At 71.2% G+C, this 19,866-nt stretch carries 14 protein-coding genes and 1 tRNA gene; 6 read left to right on the top strand and 9 right to left on the bottom strand.

Features of this window, described 5'->3' with window-relative positions; all coding sequences use genetic code 11:
• Nucleotides 1-5: 5 nt before the first annotated feature.
• A complete protein-coding gene (locus tag EKO23_RS26640; protein WP_425464383.1) occupies nt 6-1,013 on the bottom strand; it encodes a HAMP domain-containing protein in 1,008 nt (335 codons plus the stop codon).
• 705 nt (nt 1,014-1,718) lie between these two features.
• Here EKO23_RS26640 and EKO23_RS04810 point away from each other — a divergent pair.
• Nucleotides 1,719-4,091: a SpoIIE family protein phosphatase gene (locus tag EKO23_RS04810; RefSeq protein WP_134714644.1), complete on the top strand. Its 2,373-nt coding sequence runs from the start codon at nt 1,719-1,721 to the stop codon at nt 4,089-4,091.
• On the opposite strand, the gene EKO23_RS04805 is transcribed toward EKO23_RS04810, so the two are convergent.
• Both EKO23_RS04805 and EKO23_RS04800 read right to left on the bottom strand, forming a co-directional pair.
• The gene (locus tag EKO23_RS04805; RefSeq protein WP_134714642.1) at nt 4,077-4,547 is read right to left on the bottom strand and encodes a DUF6069 family protein; all 471 of its coding nucleotides are present in this window, start codon (nt 4,545-4,547) and stop codon (nt 4,077-4,079) included. The two genes, EKO23_RS04810 and EKO23_RS04805, sit on opposite strands and share 15 nt — an antisense overlap.
• Complete coding sequence (locus EKO23_RS04800) at nt 4,531-5,553, bottom strand: RNA polymerase subunit sigma-70 (RefSeq protein ID WP_134714640.1); 1,023 nt, start codon at nt 5,551-5,553, stop codon at nt 4,531-4,533. Before EKO23_RS04800 ends, EKO23_RS04805 begins: the two co-directional genes overlap by 17 nt.
• Nucleotides 5,554-5,591: 38 nt before the next feature.
• On the opposite strand from EKO23_RS04800, the gene trhA reads away from it, so the two are divergent.
• From trhA to EKO23_RS04780, 5 genes are all read left to right on the top strand, one after another.
• Nucleotides 5,592-6,149: a PAQR family membrane homeostasis protein TrhA gene (gene trhA, locus EKO23_RS04795; protein ID WP_217702468.1), complete on the top strand. Its 558-nt coding sequence runs from the start codon at nt 5,592-5,594 to the stop codon at nt 6,147-6,149.
• Nucleotides 6,109-6,345, top strand: a complete 237-nt coding sequence (locus EKO23_RS26405; RefSeq protein WP_217702467.1) for a hemolysin III family protein — start codon at nt 6,109-6,111, stop codon at nt 6,343-6,345. The genes trhA and EKO23_RS26405 overlap by 41 nt, the downstream gene beginning before the upstream one ends.
• 347 nt (nt 6,346-6,692) lie before the next feature.
• A complete protein-coding gene (locus tag EKO23_RS04790; protein WP_134714638.1) occupies nt 6,693-11,675 on the top strand; it encodes an nSTAND1 domain-containing NTPase in 4,983 nt (1,660 codons plus the stop codon).
• A gap of 133 nt (nt 11,676-11,808) precedes the next feature.
• Nucleotides 11,809-12,168 (top strand): hypothetical protein, encoded by a 360-nt coding sequence (locus EKO23_RS04785; protein WP_134714636.1) that lies wholly within the window; start codon nt 11,809-11,811, stop codon nt 12,166-12,168.
• A 400-nt stretch (nt 12,169-12,568) separates the two neighbouring features.
• Complete coding sequence (locus EKO23_RS04780) at nt 12,569-13,045, top strand: BRCT domain-containing protein (protein WP_134714634.1); 477 nt, start codon at nt 12,569-12,571, stop codon at nt 13,043-13,045.
• Between the two features lie 864 nt (nt 13,046-13,909).
• On the opposite strand, the gene EKO23_RS04775 is transcribed toward EKO23_RS04780, so the two are convergent.
• The 6 genes from EKO23_RS04775 to EKO23_RS04750 all read right to left on the bottom strand — a co-directional run bounded on the left by EKO23_RS04775 (nt 13,910) and on the right by EKO23_RS04750 (nt 19,849).
• Nucleotides 13,910-14,182 (bottom strand): hypothetical protein, encoded by a 273-nt coding sequence (locus EKO23_RS04775; RefSeq protein WP_134714632.1) that lies wholly within the window; start codon nt 14,180-14,182, stop codon nt 13,910-13,912.
• 451 nt (nt 14,183-14,633) lie between these two features.
• A tRNA-Met gene (locus tag EKO23_RS04770) sits at nt 14,634-14,707 on the bottom strand.
• Nucleotides 14,708-14,878: 171 nt separating this feature from the next.
• A complete protein-coding gene (locus EKO23_RS04765) occupies nt 14,879-17,890 on the bottom strand; it encodes a UPF0182 family membrane protein (protein ID WP_246050909.1) in 3,012 nt (1,003 codons plus the stop codon).
• Nucleotides 17,887-18,483, bottom strand: a complete 597-nt coding sequence (locus tag EKO23_RS04760; protein ID WP_246050908.1) for a PPA1309 family protein — start codon at nt 18,481-18,483, stop codon at nt 17,887-17,889. Before EKO23_RS04760 ends, EKO23_RS04765 begins: the two co-directional genes overlap by 4 nt.
• A gap of 2 nt (nt 18,484-18,485) precedes the next feature.
• Nucleotides 18,486-19,529 (bottom strand): YlbL family protein, encoded by a 1,044-nt coding sequence (locus EKO23_RS04755; RefSeq protein ID WP_134714630.1) that lies wholly within the window; start codon nt 19,527-19,529, stop codon nt 18,486-18,488.
• 38 nt (nt 19,530-19,567) lie between these two features.
• Nucleotides 19,568-19,849 (bottom strand): hypothetical protein, encoded by a 282-nt coding sequence (locus EKO23_RS04750; protein ID WP_134714628.1) that lies wholly within the window; start codon nt 19,847-19,849, stop codon nt 19,568-19,570.
• Nucleotides 19,850-19,866 lie beyond the last annotated feature (17 nt).

Raw genomic sequence — 19,866 nt, 5'->3', positions numbered from 1 at the left:
GAAGTTCACCGAGTCGGTGAGGTCGCGCNCGAGGACAGCTGGTCCACCATCGTGTTCACGGTGGTCTTGAGCTCCGCGAGCTCTCCGCGCACGTCGACGGTGATCTTCTGGCTCAGGTCGCCCCGGGCCACGGCCGTGGTCACCTGGGCGATGTTGCGGACCTGGTTGGTCAGGTTGTTCGCCATCGAGTTCACCGAGTCGGTGAGGTCCTTCCACGTGCCGCCCACCCCGGGCACGTCCGCCTGGCCACCGAGGATCCCCTCCGAGCCCACCTCACGGGCGACCCGGGTCACCTGGTCGGCGAACGCGGACAGCTGGTCCACCATGGTGTTGACCGTGGTCTTGAGCTCCGCGAGCTCGCCGCGCACGTCGACGGTGATCTTCTGGCTCAGGTCGCCGCGGGCCACGGCCGTGGTCACCTGGGCGATGTCGCGGACCTGGTTGGTCAGGTTGTCGGCCATGAAGTTCACCGAGTCGGTGAGGTCGCGCCAGGTGCCGGACACGCCGGGGACCGCCGCCTGGCCGCCGAGGATCCCCTCGGTGCCGACCTCACGGGCCACGCGGGTCACCTCGTCGGCGAAGGTCTGCAGGGTCGCGGTCATCGAGTTCATGGTCTGGGCGAGCTCGGCCACCTCTCCGCTGGCCGTGACCGTGATCTGCTGGCTCAGGTCGCCGCGCGCCACGGCCTGCGCCACGGACGAGATGCCGCGGACCTGGCTGGTGAGGTTCGAGGCCATGATGTTCACGGAGTCCGTGAGGTCGCGCCAGGTCCCGGCCACGCGCGGCACGACCGCCTGGCCACCCAGGCGTCCGTCGGTGCCCACCTCGCGGGCCACGCGGGTGACCTCGACCGCGAACGACGAGAGCTGGTCGACCATCCTGTCGACGATCACCTTCAGCTGCTCCATCTCGCCGGACACCTCGACGGTGACCGTGCGCGACAGGTCACCGTCGGCCACCGCGGTCGTCACCAGCGCGATGTCGCGCACCTGCGCCGACAGCCGCGAGGACATGGTGTTCACCGCGTCGATGAGGTCGCGCCAGGAGCCGCCGGCGCTGCGGACCTTCGCCTGGCCGCCGAGCTTGCCCTCCGTACCGACCTCGCGAGTGACCCGCGTGATCTCGTCGGCGATCGAGGACAGCCGGTCCACCAGGAGGTTGACGCTGCGGGCCAGCCGCAACGGCTCGCCGCGCAGCGTCTGCCCGCTTCCGGACAGGTCCATCCGTTGCCCGAGGTCCCCGGCCGCCACGGCCGCCACCACGCGCGCGAGCTCACCGGTGGGCCGCACCAGGTCGGCGACCAGCCCGTTCGCGGCCTCCACGGAGTCGGCCCAGCTGCCCTCGCCGGTCCCGGGCCGGAGCCGTTCCTGGTGCCGGCCCTGCTTGCCGGCAGCCCGCCGTACCCTGGCCAGTTCCCTGGCAAGGTGCTCCTGCCGGTCCGCGATGTCGTTGTAGACGGTCGCCAGCTCGCCGAGCACCCCGTCCGAGGCAGGCGTGAGCCGGCGACGGAAGTTCCCGTCACGCATCGCGGTCAGGGCGTCGAGCAGGCGTCGGAGCTGAGTCTCCTCGCTCACGGCGCGTACGTCGTTCGCCGGATCACTGCTCCCCCGCAATGTCACTGTCCCTGTTCGGGCCATCTCGGCCTCCCGGTGCGCTGTCACGACCAGTCCGCAGTCTGTCACCATGACCACGGGGTTGACAGGAGGAACGAGAGGCCGATGCCGGTGACGCCGAGGGAGAGCCTCTACTCTCTCCGGCCCGACGAGAACTCGGTGGGCCGTGCTCGCTGGTTGGTGCAGAGCGAGCTCGAGGCGTGGGGAGCGCCGGACCTGGTCGAGAGCGCCGTCCTCGCGACCAGCGAGCTGGTCACCAACGCGGTGGTCCACGCCGGCACGACCGTCCAGGTCCGACTGACACTCGACGAGGACCGGCTGCGGCTGGAGGTGCAGGACCAGCATCCCGGCCGCATGCTGCCACTGGGTACGGCCGCTCCGCCCGACGACGCGGAGCACGGTCGGGGTCTCCTGATCACGGCCAGCCTCGCGTCCTCGTGGGGCGTCGACTACACCGACACCGCAAAGCGGGTGTGGGTGGAGATCGACCGTGGTCGGCCGGGGCCCTTGCCCGCAGCACCCGTGGCCACGGAGGTCGCAGGGGTGCTCGTCGGCGTGGTGGAGCTGTCCGAGCACGGCGTCGTGCGGGGCTGGAACGACGACGCCCGGCGCCTGCTCGGCTGGGCGCCCGAGGAGGTGCTCGACGAGACGTGGGAGGGGTTGGTCAGCGGGCCCGAGCAGCGTCTCGGGGAGGTTGCCGTTCGGGCCAGGGACGGCTCCCTCGTGAGGGTGTTCGTGACGCGGCACGCCGTCCGCGGCGGTGTCGGCTCGGCGCTCCTGCTGGTCCCGACCATCCAGCGGAGCCTGCTGGAACGGGCACCCGCGACACCGGTCGAGACCGCTCCGCCGGGCGACCGGGATCCGAGCGGCCTGGGGGACGACGCCCTCGCCCGGCTCGGCCTCGACGACTACCTGAGCCTGGTGGTCGAACGGTGTCGGGCCCGGGTGGGTGCGGACGCGACGTACCTCCTCCTCGCCCGCTACTTCGACTCCGACCTCGAGGTCGTCGCCGTCAGCGGCCTCGACGCCCGGTTGCACGGCCGACGGCTCGATCGCGACGCGCCCGGCACCCTGAACCGGTCCAACCCGCGGCTTCCCGTGGTCGAGGACGACCTGGCCGACGGCGCCGTACCGCTGCTGACCGGCACCGGGCTGCGGTCGCTGGTCGTCGTACCTGTGGTCGTCGAAGGTCAGGCCGTCGGCGCACTCGGCGCCGCCACCGAGGCAGCGGGCGGGCTCGACCAGACCCAGGCCGCTCTCCTGCACCGCTTCGCCGGGTCCCTCGCGCTGGCCACGGACCGCGCCCGGTTGCGGGCCGCGGAGCAGGAACGACGGCACTGGCTCGGCCTCGTCGACGAGGCGGGTGTCCTGCTTGCCGACTCGCTCGACGAGAAGATGACGATGGCCCTGACCGCGCAGGTCGTCGTGCCCCAGCTCGCATCCTGGTGCGCCATCCACCTGCGGGACGCACGAGGACACCTGGTCCTGCGCCACGTGTGGCACGAGGACGAGGGCACGCTGGACGCGCTCCGCGCGACCCTGGAGACCGCTGGCGCCGACAGCCTCCCGGGGCCGGTGCACACGCTCCCGTTGACCGCTCGCGGCCGGGACATCGGCACGCTCACGCTCGGCCGGCCGGGGGCCCCACCCCTGCGCGGAGAGGTATACCGCATCGCCGACTCCCTGGCACGACGCGCCGCGATGGCCATCGACAACGCCCGTGCCCACGGTGAGCTGAAGGCGGCCGGCGAGGCCCTCCAGCGGAGCCTGCTGCCGCCGTCGATCCCCGCCCCGCCGGGACTGGACGTCGGGGTCGTGTACGAGCCGGCGGACGAGAGCACCACGGCAGGCGGGGACTTCTACGACCTGTTCGCCCTCGGGGACGGACGGTGGTGCTGGGTGGTGGGCGACGTGTGCGGCACGGGGGCGGAGGCCGCCGCGGTGACCGGCCTGGCCCGGCACACGATCCGGGCGCTCGCCATGACCGGGATCCCGATCGCCGTCACGCTCGAGCGGCTGAACTCGGCGATCCTCGACGAGGGCGCCCGGGCTCGCTTCCTCACGCTCGCCTGCGGGGTCATCGGACCCGTGCGCGGCAGACGAGCCCGGCTCGGCCTGGTGGTCGCCGGGCACCCGCCACCGTTCCTCGTCCGGCACGGCGAGGTCCGACAGGTCGGTCGTCCGCAGATGCTGCTCGGGGTCGAGGAGCGCGTGACCTACACCGAGGAGTACCTCGAGCTCGAGCAGGGAGACCTGCTCGTCGCCGTCACCGACGGGGTGCTCGAGCGCCGCGACGGCGCCAGGATGCTCGGCGAGCAGGGCTTCGAGTCGGAGCTGGCCAAGGCCGCAGACCTGCCCGCGCAGATGGTCGCCGAGCACGTACGCGAGCTGGTGCTGGACTTCGTCACCGGTCCGAACCGCGACGACATGGCGGTCCTCGCGCTCAAGCTGCCACCGCCCGGCTCAGGGTCGGCCTGACCACGACGGCTGGGTGCGCAGGCTCCGGGTCAGGGCGGGGATCATCACCGCCGCTGCGACGAGGTGCAGCCCCATGAGGGCGGCGATGGTGGCGGTGTCTGCCCCGGAGAGCAGGGGCGGGACCAACGAGATCAGGGTCAGCGTCACCGCCGTCCACACGAATCGCTCGGCAGGGTGGGCGCTCCAACGAAGCAGCCCGCCGGCGATGAGGACACCCACGACCGAGAAGAAGCCGGTGACCACGGCGAACCCGGACAACGGGATGGTCTCGCCGCCGTCGGGGATCTCGAAGTCGACACCAGCCGCCCCGGCCAGCGCAGCGGCAAGGGTGGTGGCCACCATCGCTGCGAGGGTGGCGATGAGGCCGGTGACGGCGAGCCGGCGGAACCGGTGGGGGTGGCTGGGGCGGCCCGAAGCCGGACCGGAGACGACCCCGGTGTCATTGAGGCTGTTCATGGCGTTCCTGCCCGGTGCCGTCCGCCGGCAGGCGCTCCGGCAGGCCGAGCCGCGGGAACCGGTCGGCGTGGAACGTGACGATCTCGGTGATCGCCCCGCCGCTGATGCGCAGCGCGTCGATGGTCAGCGGCAGGTACGCGCCCTCCCGCTCGTGCCACTGGTAGAAGGCGACGGCGGGCTGCCGGTTGACGGACGTCGGTACGGCGCGCAGGCCCGTCATGGACTCGAAGCCGTCCTCCTTCCAGTCGTTGACCACCGCGTCACGACCGACGTACAGGCCCGGCGTCGGCGGCATCGAGCACCGGACGTCGTCGCGCAGCATCGCCGCGATGCCGTCGACGTCGGAGGCCACGCTGAGGTCGCTGAAGCGACGCACCAGCTCGCGTGTCCCCGCGTCGTCCTCGCCGCCGGTCCAGTCCTGGCGCTCGGCGGGCAGGTGCTGCCGCATGCCGGCGCGGGCCCGTTGCAGCGCGCTGTTGACCGAGTTCACGGAGTCCCCGAGGAGCTCCGCGACGTCCTTCGCCGGCCAGCCGAGCACGTCCCGCAGGATCAGCACGGCGCGCGGCCGCGGCGCGAGGTGCTGGACCGCGACGACGTACGCCAGCTCGATCGTCTCCCGGGCCACCGCGACCGTCTCCGGGTCGTCCGTGTCGCCCGTGGGCAGCTCGTCGAGCAGCCGGTCCGGGTAGGGCTGGAGCCACCGCACCTCCCCACCGGTCGCGGGCTCCGGGCGACGCTTGGCGAGCAGGTCCAGGCAGGCGTTGGTGGCGATCCGGTACAACCAGGCCCGGAACGTCGACCGCCCCTCGAACGTGTCCCGCCGCCGCCAGGCACGCAGGAACGTCTCCTGCACGGTGTCCTCGGCGTCCTCGAACGACCCGAGCATCCGGTAGCAGTGCACGTGCAGCTCCCGCCGGTGCCGCTCCGCCAGCCCCGAGAACGCCGGCTCGTCGACCTCGCCCAGCCCGTTCACGCCCAGCTCCTCCAGCAGTGTGTCCGACCTCATCGCGCCATCTTCCCGTCTCGTGGTGTCCCGTCACAGGTATGACGGACACGGGCGCGACAACTCATCACTCGCCGGCGCGCACCACCGGCGGCGATGCGGGCGGGTGGTTCGGGAAAAAGGTCAGCGGGTCGATCACCGCAACCAAGCTGCACCTGCGGGGCTGGCTCCACCTCGGGATCCTGCCGTTGACGCTGGCCGGCGGCGTCCTTCTGGTGGCGCTGTCGCCCGATGCGCGGACCCGGGCCGGGGCCGCAGTCTTCACCGTCTCCGCGCTGCTGCTGTTCGGTGTCTCGGCGGCCTACCACTGCAAGACGTGGTCGCCGCAGGCCTGGTTCGTCCTGCGCCGTCTGGACCACTGCAACATCTTCTTGCTGGTCGCCGGCTCGTGCATGGCGTACGCCGCGCTCCTGCTCGACGTCAGCGACAGCGTGGTGATGCTCAGCATCGTCTGGTCCACTGCGCTGCTCGGCGTCGCCGCCCGGTTCGTCTGGCCGTACGCGCCGCGGTGGCTGTCCCCGCCGCTGTACGTTGCCGCCGGCTGGGGTGTTGGTGTTCGTGCCCGACCTGTTCGGCGGTGCGTTGCGGCTCGGCGGTGACGCGGGCGGAGCGACCTTGTTCCTGCTCGTGGCCGGCGCCGGGCTCTACGTCACGGGGGCTGTCGTGTACTTCTTCCAGCGCCCCGACCCGTGGCCCCGCTGGTTCGGCTTCCATGAGGTGTTCCACGCCTTCACCGTGCTCGCGTTCCTCAGTCACTACGCGGGCATCTCGGTGGCCACACTCGCGATGCGCTGAACAACGTTCCGGCCGGTGGCGTCCCTCCGGACCGCCGCACGGTCGGCTCGGCTGGCCCTCATGCCGAGAGCGGATGGGCGTGGGAGTATCCCCGCATGACCAGCGCCCCACCCTGCGGGTGACACGCGCCAGGCCAGAGGCCCCTTTGGTCCGCGCTGTCGAGCAGGTGGTCGCCGGCGTCGTAGGGGTGGGACGATCGTCGGACGGAGCCTGCCGGCTCGCTGGACCTTGCCTCATGGGTCCGGAGCGTCGCTCGGGAGGGCATCTGGGCGCTGGTCACGTTGCCACGTGAATGCAACAAGCTCGAGGCACCGTGACATGGGCAGGCGACACCGAACGAGGTGCAGATGATCCGGTTCCACGCGCTGGGTGGGCTCACCGTCACGGACGAGCAACGTGGCGAGCTGGGCATCGGTGGGCCGCGCCAGCGACGACTGCTGGCGATGCTCCTGATCCACCGGGACTCCGTCGTGTCCGTCGACCGGCTCGCCGACGCGGTCTTCGCCGGCGACCCGACTCCGGCGGCGAGCACCACCCTGCGCAGCTACGTCGCCCGCGCACGCAGGTTGCTCGATGGAGCGGAGTCCGGATCCCTCGTGGTGACCCAGGCGCCCGGGTACCTGCTCCGGGTTCCGGTCGAGGCGTTCGACGTCACCTGCTTCGAGCGCTCCGTCGCCGAAGGAGGGTCGCGGCTGGGGCGCGACGATGCGACCTCCGCGTCATCGGTACTTCGGGAGGCGCTCGCCCTGTGGCGTGGAGATGCCTACGCGGAGTTCGCCGACGAGGACTGGGCACGTCCCGAGGCACAGCGTCTCCAGGAGCTGCGCCTGGTCGCCCAGGAACGTCTCATCGATGCCGAGCTGGCCTGCGGTCGAGCCGCGGCGATGATCCCGGAGATCGAGGCCCTGACCCGTGAGCACTCGCTGCGGGAGTCGTTCCGGGCGCAGCTGATGATCGCGCTGTACCGGGCCGGCCGTCACGCGGAGGCGCTCGCCGTGTTCCGCGACTACCGCAACCTGCTCGTCGACGAGCTCGGCGTCGAACCGTCCCCCACGTTGGCCGCGCTCGAGCAACGCGTGCTCAGCCACGACCCGGGGTTGGCGCTCTCCGAACCCGCGGGACGCCCCCTGCGGGGGTATCGCCTCGGCCAGCGGCTGGGCACCGGCCGCAGCGGCACCGTGTACGCGGCGCGCCTCCCCGGTGTCGAGCGCGACTTCGCGATCCGGGTCGTCCGGGACGAGGTCGCCGACCACCCCGAGTTCGTGCGGGCGTTCGAGGCGAGAACCCAGCAGCTCGCCGCGCTCCGGCACCCGGGGATCGTGTCGATCCACGACTACTGGCGCGAGCCGGGAGCCGCCTACCTCGTCATGCGCCGGATGCACGGCGGGTCCCTGGCCGACAGGCTGGAGCGCGGGCCGCTCACCGACGCCACCACCGCCGCCCTGGTCACGCGGATCGGCGGAGCGCTGGTGGCCGCGGCCGCCAGCGGCATCGTGCATGGCCAGCTCGTTCCCGGCAGCGTGCTCTTCGACTCGGCCGGCGATCCCTATGTGTCCGACTTCGCGCTCGCCCCCGGGGATCCGGCGCGGACCCCCGGCGACGACGTACACGACTTCGCAGAGCTGGTCCGTGCGTGCCTGGCGCGCGACCGCGGTCACGTCCTCGAGGTCCTCGCCCGGGGGCTGTCGACGGTTGACCGACCGTCGATGGCGGAACTGGTCCCGTTGCTCGTCGCCGCGATCACCGGCGGGCGGCCGGTCAGGGAGACTGCCCAGCTGAACCCATACAAGGGACTCCGGGCCTTCGAGGAGGCGGATGCCGAGGACTTCTTCGGCCGTGACGACCTCGTTGACGAGATCGTCACCCGTCTCCGGAGGGACGGTCCGCGGGGTCGGCTCGTGCTGGTGGTCGGCGGCTCCGGAACCGGCAAGTCCAGCGTGGTGCGGGCCGGGTTGCTGCCGCGGGTGCGTCGCGGCGACGTCCCGGGGTCACACCGGTGGTTCGTCACGACGATGCTTCCAGGCTCCTCGCCCTTCAAGGAGCTCGCCGAGTGCCTGCGCCGGGTCGCGGTCGCCGACCCGTCCGGGCTGGCGGACCGGCTCGCCGAGGACGAGGCGGGGGTCGACCGGGTGCTCCGGCACCTCATCCCGGGGGACGGGCAGCTTCTCCTGGTCGTCGACCAGCTGGAGGAGCTGTTCACCCTCGCGAGCGACCAGGACCAGCGCGCCTTCGTCAACGGCGTGATGCACGCGGTGTCGATCCCCGACAGCCGCCTGCGGGTGGTCGCCACCCTGCGCGCCGACTACTACGACCGACCGCTCGCGTTCCAGCCCCTGGGGATGGTGGTGAGCGACGCGACGGTCACGACGACGGCGATGTCGCCGGCCGACATCGAAGCGGCCGTCGTCGAACCTGCCGAGCGCGTCGGGGGGCGGGTCGAGCAGTCACTAGTGGTCGAGCTGGTCAGCGCGGTCGTCGACGAGGCGGCCGCTCTGCCGGCACTCCAATACACGCTGTACGAACTGGCCGAGCGCAGTCCCACCAAACGTCTCGAGCTGTCCGCTTACCGGGAGCTGGGCGGTGTCGGCGGGGCCATCGCCTCGCGGGCCGAGCGTCTCTACAGCTCGCTCGACGACGGGGACCTTGCCGCCGTACGCCGGATGTTCGAGCGCCTCGTCGTCGTGGCGACCGAGGGGGAAGCCACCCGTCGGCGCGCCGCCCGCACCGAGCTGTCCGGCCTCGGTGCCGACCGGCGGGTGGAGGCGGTCATCGACCAGTGGGCGCAGGCGCGACTCCTGACGCTCGATCGTGATCCCCGGACCCGGGTGCCGACCGTCGAGCTCGCCCACGAGGCCCTGCTGCGCGAGTGGCCGCGGCTGCGGTCCTGGATCGAGGAGGACCGTGAGGCGATCATGGCCCTAGGCCGGTTGCGCGAGGCCGCGCGGACCTGGGTCGAGCTGGGCCGCGACCCGGGGTCGCTCTACCGCGGCGCCCGTCTCGAGATCACCTTGGACAACGCCGGCTTCGGGACTGCCGACCTGCCGGAACCGGAACGAGAGTTTCTCGAGACCAGCAAGGACGCCCGCGACCTCGAGCGGCAGGAGGCAGCGGACGCGATCACTCGGCAGGTGCGGGCCAACCGGCGGCTGCGCTGGCAGCGTGCGGCTATCGCCGTCGCCCTGGTGGTCGCGCTGGTCGGCGGTTTCATCGCGCTGGACCAGCGACGCCAGGCCGAGCAGGAACGTCGGGTGGCTATGGCACGCGAACTCGCCGCGGCCGCGGTGGCCAGCATTCCCGACGACTCGGAGCGCAGCATGCTACTGGCCCTGGCCGCTGTCGACGAGACGCGGTCGCACGGGGAGGAGGCGCTTCCCGAAGCCGTCGAGGCCCTGCACCGAGCCGTGACCGCGTCCCGCGTCCTCCTCACCGTCCCGGACGTCGGAGGCGGGCTGGACTGGAGTCCGGACGGGGCTACGTTCGTGACCGAAGGCACCGAGGAGTCGGGCATCGTCGACATCCGGGACGCGAGCACCGGCGCGTCGATCCGCAAGTTCCGGGGACACGACGACGACGTCAACGACGTGACGTTCAGCGACGACGGCTCCATGCTCGCCACGTCCGGCGACGACGGCGCGGTTCGTGTGTGGGCCCCGGACACGGGCAAGAAGCTGCTCGAGCTCCAGCCCCCGGGGGGCCGCGCCGACCGGGACGTCGGCGTGTGGGGGCCGTCGTTCAGCTCGGACGGGACCCGGCTGGCCGCGGCCTGGCCGGACGCGGTGCGCGTCGTCGACCTCGCGACGAAGCGGACCGTCGTCGAGATCCCGGCCGACGACCCATCCAGCACCGCACTCAGCCCGGACGGGAAGTGGGTCGCCTTCGGCGGGGATGGCGCGACGGCGACGGTCGCGGACGCCACCACCGGGAAGGTGCGGTTCAGGGCGGTGTGGGGGGACGGCGACCCCGTCCGCGATCTCGCGTGGAGCCCGGACGGCCGGTGGATCGCCACCGCAGAGAGGGACGGGACGGCCCGTCTCTGGGACGGAGCGACCGGGGAGCCCGGGTTCACGGTCCCCGGCCACTCCGGGCTGGTCTGGGAGCTCGACTGGAGCCCGGACGGCACTCGCCTTGCCACGGCCGGTGACGACGGCACGGCACGAGTCTCGGAGATCACCGAGGACGGCTTCCGTGCGCTGTTCACCTTCTCGGCGCAGGACACCAGCCGTGGCGGTGGCTTGGGTGGCGTGGCGTTCTCGCCCGACGGGCAACGGCTGATGACGGGCGACAGCGCGATCACCTCGGTGACGGTCTGGGACGCCGCGATCACGGGCGGTGGAGAGTGGGCGAACGCGGTGGGCAACGCCGACTTCACGCCCGATAGCCGCGGCCTGGTCGTGAGCAACGGCAACGGCACCCTGTCCGTCGTCGGCGTCGAGTCCGGGGAGCGCCGGTCCACGATCCCACGGCTGTCTCGCGGGAGGGACGCCCAGCACTGGATGCTGGACCTGAGCGACGACGGGCAACTGCTGGCGACCCTGGGACCGCAGGGTGTCAGCGTCAGGGACGTCTCGACCGGTGCGCACCGGTTCACCGTCCCGTGGGGCGACGAGGACTTCGTGTATGACATGACCTGGAGCAGGGACAGCGCCTGGCTCGCCATCTCCTTCGCCGCCGTAGGCCGCCCGGGGTGGGTCGTCGTCGTCGACCGCTCCGGTGCCGAGGTGGCCAGATTGGAGGAGGTTCGCGGGCACCACACCAGGTCCGTCAGCTTCAGCGCCGACGGGCGCTTCCTGGCAACGACTCGATGGGGGTACGAGTCGGTCGAGGTCACGCGGATGCCCGCGACCATCTGGGACTGGCGACGCGGTGAGGTCGTGAACCGAGTGGGAACCTCCGCGGAGTTCGTCGAGTTCGACCCGACAGGTGGCCTGATCGCGACCAGCCGGCCCGTCGAGGGGATCGCCGACGTCTGGGACGCGCGGACGGGCAGGCGGGCCGCCACCCTCACCGCGTCCGCCCATGTCCTGGACATCGCCTTCGATGCCTCCGGGACGCGTCTCGCCACCGCCCACGCAGACGGCTCCATCCGCCTGTGGGACCCCGAGACGGGGGTGCAGGACCTCGTCCTCCACAGTGACGACCACGAAGCCCACACCGTGGCGTTCAGCCCGGACGGCTCCATGCTGCTCTCGACCGACGATGCGAACGTTGCCCGGGTGTGGGCGCTGGACCTCGACGACCTGGTCGACATCGCGAAAGCCCGCCTCACGCGTGGGTTCAGCGAGGACGAGTGCCGTCAGTACCTGCACGTCGAGCGGTGTTCGGACGCCTGAGCGGGCTCCAGTGCCTCCGCCTTCCCCCGCCGCCACGGATCTGCCACGGCGTCGCCGGCCCCTCGCCACCGCGTTCGCCCACGCTCCTCGTGTCAAGCCAACGCTGCCACGGCAGCCACACCGAGGAGTCGTCATGTCACACACCACCGAGCGGTCACCTGTCCAGGCGCCGAGCTACGTCCATGTTCCACACCAGCGGCCGCCACGGTCCGTGCGCAAGCTGCTCTCCTGGGTCGCCATCGTCGTGGCGCTGATCGCAGCAACCGCGATGTTGGTGCTGACCATCACATCCGACACCGGCTCGCCGCGGATCCAGCCCGAACAGCCGACGGACGCGGGCTCTACTGCCGACGGCAACACCACCCGCCCCGAGGGGGTCCCCTGGTCCGCCGACGCTGCCGAGCGCTACTTCGCCCAGCACAACGCCACCCGCCCCGAGGGGGTCCCCTGGTCGGCGGACGCCGCCGAGCGCTACTTCGCCAACCACGAGTAGCGGTGGGACCGCGATCCCGATCGGACGCGTCAACGACTATCGGTGGCGAGATCTCGTCCGACCGATCAGCACGCGAGCCGCCCTGACAGGTGTCAGGGCGGCTCACGTGGGCGACCACACGAAAGACGAGGTCGACGACGAGAAGGATCACCGAGAACGTAACTAACTGGGTCCCCGGAGCGTTCCCTACCCTGCTATGAGCTTCTCGAGGCTCTCCAGGTCGGCTACGAACCGCTCCTCCGTCTCGCCCGAGAAAGCACCAGTCAGAAGCGGAACCTCTCGCGGCAGTCACTGCCGTTCTTCACCAGAACCTTCCACCGCACCAGCACCCTGGAACCGGACGCCAAGCGGCTGGCCCTGCGACCGTGCCCCCACGCTGACTGCCCCGAACGCATGCGCGGTGGACAGGGTTGGTGCAGCATCGTGCTGCGCACCCCGGCCGTGGAGCGGCCGGTTCGGCCCCGGAAGCAAGAAGTCGGCGCGCCACGAGCAGGAAGCGACCTTCGTCGACGCTGCCTTCGTCGACCCAGGGGCCGCCCCCGCATTGCCCGATGTGGGCATTCTGCCCCGTGCATGGGACGGCAAGCTCACCCACACCGGGAAGGAGTACGTCCCGGCGCACGTGGTGCGGGCCAGCCACATGGGCGCCAGGCGCTTCTACGTGGTCGACAGCAACGGCGATGTCTCCGACGGGCTCACGGACTTCATCACAGAGAACGGCGGCCGGATGGCCAAGAACCTAGTACGCAGCGTCGCGGCCCTGATCGTCCCCCGACCCGGCTTCGCCTCGCCACAGACAGCGCGCGCAGCAGAACTCGGAATCCCGGTAATCACCGCCGCGGACTTCTTGGCGACACCTCCCGAGACGTGGGCGTAGGTCTATTGCGCAGCTTGGGAGTGAGCCGGACGGTACCGACGCATGGACCGCACACCTGAACCCAACCCCGAGCCCGAGCCGAACCGCGGACGCGAAGGCGCCCAGCAACGGATGGAACGATGGCGTCGCCTGTCATGGGACGACTTGGGGGCCATGATGTTGCCGGGTGAAGACGGACAGCCTCCGCACTGCGAAAGCCTGGCCTCTGTCAGTGTGCCGGTGCGTTTCTCACGCCACGACCGCTAGGGACCTTCGCCGATTCACTGGCCGGCACGCATCGCTGTCCGCGACGTCGCACTGCCCATGGCGTCGTCGGCATTTGAATCAACCGCACCGTCCTGCTGTGACCCTGCCTTGGTCCTCGAGGTCCTGGGCCACCGCGGCCATGAGTGGACAGAGGATCCCCGACTGCCGAGACCTCCCTCAGCACGGCGTCGTTGCGCCGCCCTCGTGGTTGGCAGCAGGCCCCGCGATCGCCGTGATTGTGGGGTGTTCGCGGCCCGAGGCGACCCTCACGCGGACCAGTCGCCGACAGTCAGGCAATGGCATTCCACGCCATCGACGCCGGATCCGGAGGGGGCCAATCATGGTTTTCTTCGTTGAGGAGGTGCGCCTGAGCGGGCGCCGTCCAGGGATGGACGGCATCGGATCGTCCGTGGGCGACAGAACGGCGTCCTCGGTGCCACCGGGACGGTCGCAGTCGTTCGGCTTTGCGGATTGAACAAAGTTCGCCGGCGCACAGGCGCAGAACGGCCGGTCGCGCCTCGTCGTCGGAGGTCGGGGTCGGGTCGCCGGTCGGGGGCACTGCGTGGTCGGGGGTTGCCGCGACGTGGAGGTGACGGTTGGTGGTGCGTACGGAGAGGTTCACGCGGCACCGCCGATCATGCCGAGACGAGCGATGAGCTGGGTGATCTGGTCGCCCTGCTTGGCCAGCTGCCGGTCCTTGATCGAGAGCTGGTCCCGGAGCGTCTCGACCAGCGCGTCGGCGTGGCCCAGGCGGCCCTGGAGCTCGGCGGCCCTCTCCCGCAGGCCGGCGATCGTCCCGGGCGCGGAGGACCTCGACGGACTCTGCGGGGGTGGCGCCGGGGGTCGGGTCCTCGACGCGCAGGAGGCCGAGGTCGAGGAAGTCGGCGACATTGACGAGGGTGCGGCCGGCCTCGTCCTTCCGGGTGGTGAACTGGTGCTTCTCGGCCGTGCGGCGGACCGTGTCGGGGCTCTTGCGGATGAGCGCTGCCATGTCGGCGCGCGGGATCCAGGTCTCGGCGTACTGGTGGTGGGGGGACATTGTGCAGCTCCGTGGCGCGGTGGCCCGGGTGGCCACGTGTGCACCTGACCCGTTCCGGGTCGCGGATCCTGCGCAGTCACCGCACAGGTGCCGCGCACCTGTGCATGGCGCGGCGTCTCGTCGTGAGCGTGCCTGCGGGGCCTGTGCCGGGGTGGCACCGCGCATCTGCCGGGGCATCGCCGGGGCAACTGCTGGGGCAGGATCATCGTCGGCGGGCCGTGCGAGCGTCCCTGAGAACGCCGAAAGCCTCCCAAGCGAGCCTGGGAGGCTGAGGGCCAAGGGAGCGATCGCACCCTTGATTTGTAGCGGGGGCAGGATTTGAACCTGCGACCTCTGGGTTATGAGCCCAGCGAGCTACCGAGCTGCTCCACCCCGCGTCGGTGAAGAGAACACTACCGGGCGGGTCCGGAGCATCCAAATCGGGGGTGGTTTGGAGACAGGCGCTGCGCGCCTTCCTCAACCACCGGGGCGGCGTGTGCGTGGGACCCGACCACCGGGGTGGCGCCCGCGTCTTCCGCAACCACCGGGGTCTCCCCGACCACCGGCGCTCAGCCGTTCGAGCTCGAGCCGCCTCCGCCTCCGCCTCCCTGGGTCGTCCCGTCCTGCTGGGCCAGCTCCAGGGCACGGACCACGAGGCGCTCAGCGCGCTTGGTCAGCGTCTGGTACTTGCCGAGGTCGCCGTCCTGGAGCGCCTGCTGCGCCGCCTTGAACTGCGCGTCCGCCCGGCGGAGCAGGTCCACCACGGTGGCCTCCTGGCTGCCGCCCTGGTTGTTGCCCGGCGGCTGGGTGCCGCCCCCGCCGGGGCTGGGCGGAAGTGTCGGCGGGGTCTCCTCGAGCGAGGTGCCGAGCACGTCGGCCACCGCCTCGGCGACCGTCGTACCGATGCCGCTGCGGTTGCCCAGCGATACCAGGACGTACTGCAGCACCGGGTAGTTCGCGGTGCTGGTGCCGCTGCGGACGGCGTACAGCGGCTGCACGTAGAGCAGGCCGCCGTCGGAGCTGTCGTCGGTGACCCCCACGGGCAGCGTGAGCAGGTTGCCGTTGAGCACCCGCACGTTGGCGTTGCGGGTCAGCTTGGCCAGCTCGTTCTGGATCGTGGTGTTGGAGCCGAACTGGTTGGCGATCTGGCCCGGGCCCGGGATCTGCGTGTTGCCGGGCAGCGTGAGCACCCGCAACGTGCCGTAGTCGCTCTTGGACGCGTCCGCGTCGACCGAGACGAACGCCGCCAGGTTGTTGCGACGGTACGGCGCGTAGACCGAGGTCAGCGAGAACACCGGCTCGTCGGGGCCGCCCGGCGTCCGCACCGACAGGCGGTACGGCGGCTGGAGCTTGCCGGTGGTGTTCGGGTCGTCCGGCACCTCCCAGCGGTCGTTGGACTCGTAGAAGTCGTTCGGGTCGGTGACGTGGTACCGGGCCAGCTGGTAGCGCTGCACCTTGAACAGGTCCTCCGGGTAGCGCATGTGCTGGAGGAGGTCCTCGGGGATGTCCGCCTTGTCCTTGACGGTGCCCGGGAACGCGCTGCGCCAGGCCTTGAGCAGCGGGTCCTGCTCGTCCCAGGCGTAGAGGGTGACCGTGCCGTCGTACGCGTCGACGGTCGCCTTGACCGCGTTGCGCATGTAGTTGATCTCGTCGGTCGGCAGGGTCCGGAACTCGTTGCCGGAGGCACGCGCGTCCGAGGTCATCTCCTCGAACGACCCGCGCTGGGCGAGGGGGTACTGGTCGGTGGTGGTGTAGCCGTCCAGCATCCACACGATCTTGCCGTCGACGACCGCCGGGAACGGATCCTGGTCGACGGTCAGCCACGGCGCGACCTTCTCGACCATCTTCCGCGGGTCGCGGTCGTAGAGGATCTTGGAGTTCTGGTTGACCCGGCCGGACAGCACGATGTTGGGCTCGCCGAACTTCCACGCGTAGAGCAGCTGGCGCCACAGCCCGCCGACCTCGACGCCGGACGCGCCGGTGTAGGTGTTCGTCGTGCTGCCGGACTCGTCGTCGCCGTTGGGCAGGTCGAGCTCGACGTCGGGCGAGCTCGCGGACGCCTTGCCGACGATGGAGTACTCCGGGGAGTTCTCGCCGAAGTAGACCTGCCCGCGGTAGCCGTCGGCGGTCAGGTCGGTCAGCTCGCCCTGCGGCGGGATGTCCTTCTCCGCCCACACCGGGTCGTCGGAGCTGGTCACCACGCGGTTGTCGCGGTCGCGCTGGTTGCCGAACGCCGCGATCACGCCGTACCCGTGGGTGTAGACGGTGTGCAGGTTCGACCAGTTCTTGCTGTCCTCGGGGAGGCCTTCCTGGTCGAGCTCGCGCAGCGCCACCACGACGTCGCGGTCGAGGCCGTTGATCCGGTAGCGGTCGACGTCGGGCGCCCCGACCACGGTGTAGTAGCGGGTGACCTGCTGGCGCTGCTCGAAGGTCGCCTGGATCAGCGCCGGGTCGACCAGCCGGATGCCGGGCAGGTTGCGGACCTCCTCGGCCTGCTGCTGGGCGTCCAGCGTGGTGGTGCCGGAGTACGGACGCACGTCCGCATCCTCGAGGTCGTACGCCGCCCGGGTCGCCTGGATGTTCTTGGCGATGTACGGCGACTCCTTGTCGGCCTGCGAGGGCTCGACCTGGAACTGCTGCACGATCCCCGGCCAGACCAGGCCGAGCAGGATCGACGACAGCACCAGCAACGCCAGCCCCACCGACGGCAGCAGCCAGGTGCGCAGCACCAGGTTCGCCAGGAACAGCACCGCGCAGATCAGCGCGATGAACATGAGGATGTTGCGCGCCGGCAGCACCGCGTGGTCGTCGGTGTAGGTGACGCCGGTGATCAGCGAGCCGGACTCGTTGAGCAGGTCGAACCGGTCCAGCCAGTAGTCGGCGGCCTTGGCGAGCACGAAGACGCCCATGAGCACCGACAGCTGCGCGGCCGCCGGGCCGGAGAACCGGTCGTGGCGCGACTGCAGCCGGATCCCGCCGTACAGGTAGTGCACGACGGCTGCGGCGATCAGCGAGATCACCGCGACCGCCATCAGGAAGTCGACCAGGTAGTGCAGCCAGGGCAGGTCGAAGACGTAGAACCCGATGTCGCGGTGGAAGTACGGGTCCTCCTTGCCGAAGCTCGTGCCGTTGCGCCACAGGAGGTACTCGCGCCACTTGCCGGACGCCGTGGCGCCGGCGAACAGGCCGATCACGACGGAGGTGCCGGCCAGCAGCCACACGCGGATCGGGGTGACCGCCTCGCGGTAGCGGTCGAGCGAGACCTGCTCGGGCGAGGACGGGCGGAAGATCGGGCGGAAGCGGTAGGCGATCAGGAGGTTGACGCCGACCGAGAGCGCCATCAGCAGCGCGAACACCAGGAACAGCGCGACCTTCGTGCGCAGGAGGGTGTTGAACACCTCCTGGTAGCCCACGGAGGAGAACCAGAGGCGCTCGGTCCAGAACGCCGCGAAGCCGGTGAAGACGAGGAACAGCGCGACCAGGATGACGACCGTGATCAGCAGCGCCCGGGACCGGCGCGGCGGTTCCTCCCGGAGCTCCTCGCCGCCCTCGGGCTCGTCGTCGTACATGCCACCACTCACGGCGTGGTCCCCTCGTCGTGCTCGTCCGGTTCGTCGGTGAAGCTCTCCAGCGTCCCGCGCAGGAGGTCGACGAGCGCCGGCACCAGGTCCACGCCACCGACCACCGACTGGTCGTCGTCGTGCGCCCGCAGCCGCAGCGCGCAGTACGCCGCGCCGGCACGGGTGGCGCCGGCCACGATCCGCACCTCCTGGCGGTCCGGGTGGTCCTCGGCGAACGCCTGCGCGGCGGTCGCGTCGTCGGGGATGTGGCCGTCCGCGCTGGGCGGCAGCACCAGCCGCTCCACTACGGCCGCGCAGCCGGCGACCTGGTCCGGCCACATGATCGACTCCAGCACCGCCTCGAGGGGCACGTCGCCCGCGAGGTCCTGCTCGATCGGCGTGAACGACCCCGCGGCGCTGGACTCGTCGAGCCCCATCTGCGCGGCCAGGGCCGGCTCGCGCGCCACCAGCTCTCCGGTCGCCACCAGCGCGTAGAGCCGGGCCGGCTGGTCCCAGCCGGCCTGCGCGATGTGCTGCTCGATCTCGAGCACGGCCGAGGCCAGGGCCGGGTCGGGGAGCTCCCCCGGGTCGGGCAAGGTCACGTCGTCGGCCACGGTCACTCCTTCTCGCAGGACGGCAGGTCGGCGTCCGGGTCCTTGACGAACTTCTGGATCGAGGCGAGCGCGTCGGGCATCGTCTTGACCCGGACCAGCCGCATGTCGCCGCGCGGGGCACCGAGGGCCTCCGCACAGTTGGCGTCCGGCACCAGGAACAGCTCGGCGCCGGCGTCGCGGGCGCCGACCACCTTCTGCGCGATGCCGCCGATCGGCGCGACCGTGCCGTCGGTCCGGATCTCGCCGGTGCCGGCGATGTCGTGGCCCCCGGTCAGCGGGCCGGGGGTGAGCGTGTCGTAGATGGCCAGGCTGAACATCAGGCCGGCACTGGGCCCGCCGATGCGCGGGTCGATGAGCACGGAGACGTCGAACGGGAAGTCGTAGGCGGGACCGACGCTGACGCCGATGCGCGGGCCGTCCGCGGTCTGTTTGGGCGTGACCTGCACGGTCCGGCGCTTGCCGTCGCGGCGTACGACGACCGTCATCGGCTTGCCGGTGTCGGCGGCGTCGACGACGTTCTTCGTCGAGGTGACCTTGGCGCCGTTGACCTCCAGGATCCGGTCGCCCTTGCGCAGCTTGCCGTCGGCGGGGGCGCCGGCGACCACGTCGTTGACCTGCACGTGCGGCGTGAGGTGGTAGCCGAGCTGGTCGAGCGCGACCACGATCGCGGCGTCCTGGGACGAGACCATGTCGACCGCGCCCTCGGTGTCGCTCTGCTTGTCGGTCTCGCCCTTGTCGTAGACCGCGAGGTACGGCTCGACGGCCTCCTCCTTGCTCACCCAGGCCGTCAGCGCCTCGAAGATGGAGACGTCCTCCTGGGGCGGGGTGACCGACACCGTGGTCATCCGCAGCGCGCCGCTCTCGTCGTCGTAGTAGGCCGGGTGGCCGGTGACCTGGATCCGCTCCTTGCCCCCCATCTCGGAGAGCATGTCGGTGGTCGACCCGGGGTGGTAGGTGACGTAGGGAACCGGCAGCAGGGCTGCAGCAACCCACAGCCCGACCAGCAGCGGCACCGCGATCGCGGTCGCCAGGGAGCGCCGACTCATGCGGCCAAGGATGACACCCGGCACAACAGGGACCGGAGTCAGGCCGTGCGCTTGTCGTCGCCGTGGGTACGGCGGGGTGCCTGGTCGTTCGCGCGGGAGGAGGGCCGCACCGCGATGCCGGTGCTCCGGTCACGCGGTCGCGAGGTCGCCGGACCGGGTCGACGCTGGCCGGGGTGCTCCTTGCGGAGCGCCCGGGCGAGCTTCTGGACGGCGACGTCGCGGTCGACCTCCCGCTGTCCGTGGCGCCCGAGCCACGTCACGAGCACCATGGCGAGCACGGTCACGACGACCGGAGGCACCAACCACAGCAGGATGTCCATGAGGGTCACTGTGTCAC

This window comes from Nocardioides guangzhouensis (genome assembly GCF_004519545.1).
In the GTDB taxonomy this organism is placed as follows: Bacteria; Actinomycetota; Actinomycetes; order Propionibacteriales; family Nocardioidaceae; genus Nocardioides; species Nocardioides guangzhouensis.
The sequence above is the reverse complement of the archived record's forward strand: the minus strand, read 5'-3'. Positions and strand labels throughout refer to the sequence as shown.

Bases quoted from the DNA above. Each gene is read 5' to 3' on its own strand.
- EKO23_RS04810 (WP_134714644.1), top strand. From the start codon at position 1,719: ATGCCGGTGACGCCGAGGGAGAGCCTCTACTCTCTCCGGCCCGACGAG.
- EKO23_RS04805 (WP_134714642.1), bottom strand. From the start codon at position 4,547: ATGAACAGCCTCAATGACACCGGGGTCGTCTCCGGTCCGGCTTCGGGC.
- EKO23_RS04800 (WP_134714640.1), bottom strand. From the start codon at position 5,553: ATGAGGTCGGACACACTGCTGGAGGAGCTGGGCGTGAACGGGCTGGGC.
- trhA (WP_217702468.1), top strand. From the start codon at position 5,592: ATGACGGACACGGGCGCGACAACTCATCACTCGCCGGCGCGCACCACC.
- EKO23_RS04790 (WP_134714638.1), top strand. From the start codon at position 6,693: ATGATCCGGTTCCACGCGCTGGGTGGGCTCACCGTCACGGACGAGCAA.
- EKO23_RS04785 (WP_134714636.1), top strand. From the start codon at position 11,809: ATGTCACACACCACCGAGCGGTCACCTGTCCAGGCGCCGAGCTACGTC.
- EKO23_RS04775 (WP_134714632.1), bottom strand. From the start codon at position 14,182: ATGTCGCCGACTTCCTCGACCTCGGCCTCCTGCGCGTCGAGGACCCGA.
- EKO23_RS04755 (WP_134714630.1), bottom strand. From the start codon at position 19,529: ATGAGTCGGCGCTCCCTGGCGACCGCGATCGCGGTGCCGCTGCTGGTC.
- EKO23_RS04750 (WP_134714628.1), bottom strand. From the start codon at position 19,849: ATGGACATCCTGCTGTGGTTGGTGCCTCCGGTCGTCGTGACCGTGCTC.